4 protein-coding genes and 1 pseudogene are annotated in these 2718 nt (G+C 63.7%); all 5 read right to left on the bottom strand.

The annotated features are described in order from the left end of the window. Positions 1-574, bottom strand: a 574-nt coding sequence (locus AC1D00_RS35375) for a lysylphosphatidylglycerol synthase transmembrane domain-containing protein (RefSeq protein ID WP_477013860.1), incomplete at its 3' end; no start/stop codon positions are given. A gap of 422 nt (positions 575-996) precedes the next feature. After that, positions 997-1428, bottom strand: coding sequence for a GNAT family N-acetyltransferase (locus AC1D00_RS35370; RefSeq protein ID WP_477013859.1), 432 nt, complete (start codon positions 1426-1428; stop codon positions 997-999). A gap of 17 nt (positions 1429-1445) precedes the next feature. Next, positions 1446-1673 carry an Rdx family protein gene (locus AC1D00_RS35365; RefSeq protein WP_477013858.1) on the bottom strand — a complete coding sequence of 76 codons (228 nt, stop codon included), beginning with the start codon at positions 1671-1673 and terminating at the stop codon, positions 1446-1448. Positions 1674-1684: 11 nt separating this feature from the next. Further along, entirely contained in the window at positions 1685-2617 is a 933-nt protein-coding gene (locus AC1D00_RS35360) for a haloalkane dehalogenase (RefSeq protein WP_477013857.1), read from the bottom strand. Continuing rightward, positions 2614-2718 (bottom strand): annotated as a pseudogene (locus tag AC1D00_RS35355) (TetR/AcrR family transcriptional regulator); the annotation flags it as partial. The gene AC1D00_RS35360 and the pseudogene AC1D00_RS35355, both read right to left, overlap by 4 nt.

Here is a 2718-nt window from a genome sequence, read left to right as displayed (position 1 = left end):
CCACATAGCCGACCAGTCCCACGATGATCATCAGCGCCAGCGTCCGGTTCAGCCAGGGCGGAAGCTGGTCGATCGAGGCCGCCGCCTCCGGATGGTAGGAGATGCCGAGCCCCAGCACGGCGGCATTGCCGAGCCAGAAGGTCAGGCCGGCGAGGAAGCAGATCTTTGCGACGTCGATCGCGTTCAGCCCATAGGCCGAATAGATGCGGTAGCGCACCGCGCCGCCGGTGAAGACGCTGGCGCCGACATTATGGCCGATCGAATAGCTGGTGAAGGCGGCGAGCGCATTGATGCGGTAAGGCACATGGGCGTGGCCGATCGCGCGCACGGCGAACAGGTCGTAGAAGGTCAGGGTGAAATAGCCCGCGGCCACGAACAGCGCCGCCATCGCAATCTGGCTCGGCTCGGTGCTCTTGATCGCCTCGATCACCTCGTTGAAGTCGATGCCGCGCAGCATGTGGTACAGCACATAGCAAGCGATGCCGATGACCGCGACGCTGATCACAACTCCAAGCTTATGCAGGATTTGCTTCTGCCGCAGCAACGTCGTCGCCCTGCGTATGGCTTCCAGCATCTAGACCTCGAACAACGCTTCAGCGGCCAGGACGGCCGGCGAACAGACGGACGACGTACAGGCACTCAACGAACCCTCGCCGCCGGCTCCGGCATCGCGCGTGCCCCCTGCCCCTCCACTAGCGCGTTTTGCGGCGGAGTGGAATTCGTCAATTCGAACAAAATCACGTGCCTTCAATATTTTAGGCAGGGTTGCGGGCTCCGGATGCACGGTTTGGCGCTTTCGGCGGCAAGGCTGACGCGAATCTCCATGGCAATCCTGCGCAGGCGCCATGAAGTTTTGATGATTTCGGCCGCACAATGTTCCGTCACGTTTTAAGCCGACGTCAATCTATGGACCGCGCCCGGCTGTTGAAAGAGGGGCGACGGGGTCGTTCTGGACGGATTTCCCGATGCATCGGACGGGTGCAGCGCAGCGGCAGCTTAAGGGGCGGTCAGATAGCCGCGCTGATAGGCGCTGGCCTGGTCGTCGAAAATCGCCATGGCCGTCGTCATCCGGCGGAAGCCGAGACGCTCATAAAAGCCCTCTTTGCCAGGCACCGCGTAGAGGATGATTTTGCGATGTCCGCGGCATCGCGCCAGCAGCCGCTCGATGATCTCGCGGCCGAGGCCTTGCCCCTGACGGTCCGGGTGCACCGCGACGTCACAGAGATAGGCGCAGTCGCGGCCGTCCGCCAGCGCCCGGCCGGCGCCCACCAGCCGGCCCTGGTCATAAGCGAAGGCACAGAACATGCTGTTGCCGAACACGAGCGCGAGATCGGCTGGTGTCTTGTTGCCGAGCGGAGCGATGCGGTAGAGCGCGGAAAGCTCGTTCCAGTCGATTGCCGCCAGACCTTCGTTCCAGACAACCGACATCTGCGTGCCTCCCCGGATCAATGCCGCGCCGCGGTGACGGCCGCGACGATCTCGTCGGTGCCGGGAAAATGGCCCTTGCTGCGGCTGGCGACAATCTTGTCGCCGAGTTTGACCTGAAAGATGCCGCCCTTGCCGGCCACGAGATCCGCCTCCAGCGCCAGTTGCCGGCGCAGCGCCGCGGCAACTTCCTTCGCACGCTTCTCGTAGCCGCAGGGACGGCAATAAGTGATCGTCACATCCGACATCGCATCCCTCCTCACGCGGCGAGCTGCGGACGCACCGCCTCGATGCCGGCGATCCAGCCGGCCACCGATCGGCCGATTGCGTCAGCGTGGTCCTCCTGCAGATAATGCAATCCCGCGCCGAGCCGGATCAACGCGCAATGCCTAAGCGAGGCCGCAAACCGCCCGGCAAATTCCGGCGAGACGAGCGCGCCCGGTTCGCCCGTGAACAGCAGTTTCGGATAGGAAGATGCGGCCAGCGCCGCGTGGGCGGATTGGAGCGCCTCATAGACATCGGCAGGCTCTCCCGCGATCGGCAGTTCGCGGGGAAACGCGAGAACGGGGCGACGGCTCTCGGGCGTCGGGAACGGCGCACGATAGGGCGCCATCTCTTCGTCGCTGAGCTTGCGGACGATTCCGCCGGGCAGAACGCGCTCGACGAACGCATTCGCCTCGAGGATCATGGCCTCACCCTCGCCAGGCGTCCTGAACTTGCGAAAGACCGCTCTCGCCGCCTCGGCATGGTCTTGCTCCTCCGCGACCTCGGTATGGTGGAAATCCTGCCAGGTCGGCATCGGGCGGATGAATTCCATGAAGGCTAATCCGCGCATGAAATCCGGCCGGCGCGCGGCGAGATGAAATGCGAGCGCGGTACCCCAGTCCTGCGCGACGAGATAGGCCGATGTGATGCCGCGCTGTTCGATGAACGCATCGAGATAGCGGACATGGTCGAAGAAGCGGTAAGCGATGTCGGGCTTGCCGGATTGGCCGAGGCCGATGAGATCGGGCGCAATGCAATGCGCGACCGGTGACACCAACGGCAGGATGTTGCGCCAGATGTGCGACGAGGTTGGGTTGCCGTGCAGAAACAGCACGACCGGCGCATCCTGCGCACCCGTCTCGCGATAAGCCATGCTGCTTCCCAGCACGGGCGCGTTGCGAATCTCGATCTCGATCGGCTTGCTCATGTCGGCTCCCTGAACACGGTTTGAAATGCGATGGTCTTGAAACGTTCGAGCGCTTTCGGATTGCGATCGACCTTCATCCGCAGGATCGCCCCCTGCCAGGA

Source organism: Bradyrhizobium sp. P2_E8 (assembly GCF_056403875.1).
Note: the sequence above shows the minus strand (reverse complement) of the source record. Positions and strands in the feature narration are given on the sequence as shown.

What these genes read in the sequence shown, in the direction of transcription:
- AC1D00_RS35365 (WP_477013858.1), bottom strand. Translation starts at nt 1,673, where the DNA reads ATGTCGGATGTGACGATCACTTATTGCCGTCCCTGCGGCTACGAGAAG.
- AC1D00_RS35360 (WP_477013857.1), bottom strand. Translation starts at nt 2,617, where the DNA reads ATGAGCAAGCCGATCGAGATCGAGATTCGCAACGCGCCCGTGCTGGGA.
- AC1D00_RS35370 (WP_477013859.1), bottom strand. Translation starts at nt 1,428, where the DNA reads ATGTCGGTTGTCTGGAACGAAGGTCTGGCGGCAATCGACTGGAACGAG.